This is a genomic window from Komagataeibacter kakiaceti JCM 25156 (assembly GCF_000613305.1).
Genome location: NZ_BAIO01000572.1, coordinates 1 through 1,351 on the forward strand (window position 1 = coordinate 1; position 1,351 = coordinate 1,351).

Annotated in this window: 2 protein-coding genes; both read left to right on the forward strand. The window is 68.3% G+C overall.

What is annotated here, in order from left to right; genetic code table 11:
- The coding region (locus tag JCM25156_RS16710; protein ID WP_025814019.1) for an HflX GTPase family protein at nucleotides 1-730 on the forward strand (730 nt) is incomplete at its 5' end.
- Between the two features lie 172 nt (nucleotides 731-902).
- On the forward strand, nucleotides 903-1,351 hold a 449-nt coding region (locus JCM25156_RS16715; protein ID WP_025814021.1), incomplete at its 3' end, for an inositol monophosphatase family protein.

Consider the following 1,351-nt stretch of genomic DNA (forward strand, 5'->3'; position numbering starts at 1 on the left):
CCTGCACCGGCAGGCGCGCCGCCGCGTGCCGTTCCCCATCGTGGCGCTGGTGGGCTACACCAACGCGGGCAAATCCACTCTGTTCAATGCGCTGACCGGGGCCAGCGTCTATGCGCAGGACCAGCTTTTCGCGACGCTCGACCCCACCATGCGCAGCATCCAGCTTCCCTCGGGGCGGCGGGTCATCCTGTCGGACACGGTGGGGTTCATCAGTGACCTGCCGACCGAACTGATCGCCGCCTTCCGCGCGACGCTGGAGGAAGTGGCGGAAGCCGACATCATCCTGCATGTGCGCGATGTCGCCCATCCCGACAGCGCCTCGCAGCGCGATGACGTGATCGAGGTGCTGGAGGGCATGGCCCGCAACGGCACGATCGAGCCGGACTGGCAGTCCCGCGTGATCGAGGTGCTGAACAAGGCCGATCTGGTGGGCGGGCGCGACGCGGTGGGCGCGCGGCCGGGCAATGTGGTCATCTCGGCCATTACCGGCGATGGCCTGCCCGACCTGCTGGCCGCGATTGACGAACGCATGACGCGCACGATGGAAGTCGCGGCCTATCGCGTGCCGCTGGCGCAGGGCGCGGCCATGGCGTGGCTGTACGAGCATGGCGAGGTCACGGAACGCACGGACGGGGAGGACGGGGCCGAGATGACCGTCCGGCTTTCTCCCGCCAATCGCGCGCGCTTCGAGCTTCAGTTCGGCGCCTTGGTGACCTGCCTGCGGGACTGACCAACCCGGCCGCGCTGACTGTCCTGTGACCATGGACGGGGTGGAAAACGCGCGGCCACGGCGCATGGAAGTAGATGACGGAAGACGGCTCCGGAAGTCTCCCTTCGGGTCATCCCGGCGCCGGGCCTTCCGGAACGGTCCTTAATGGGACGGTAGTGCGACGGAGGCGGCAATGACGGTACGGATCACCCTGGCGGACATGCACATGGTGGTGGCCATGATGCGGGCGGCGGCGAAGCGCCATGTCATGCCGTTCTTCCGCTGTCTCGACCGTACCGACATCCGTAACAAGACCGGCCCGCTTGATATCGTGACCGTGGCGGATGAAGCCACCGAGCGTGACCTGACGGACGCCCTGCGCGCGGCATGGCCCGATGCGCTGGTGGTGGGGGAGGAAGCGGTCGCGGCCAACCCGCGCCTGCTGGATGGCCTGGCCACGGCGGCGCTGGCCTTCGTGATCGACCCGATTGACGGCACGGCGAATTTCGCCGCCGGGGTGCCGCTGTTCGGCGTCATGGTTTCGGTGGTGTCGCACGGGCAGGTGATCGGGGGCGCGATTGTCGATCCGGTATGCGATGTGGCGGTTCTGGCCGCGCGCGGCCGCACGGCGCGTGGCCTTCA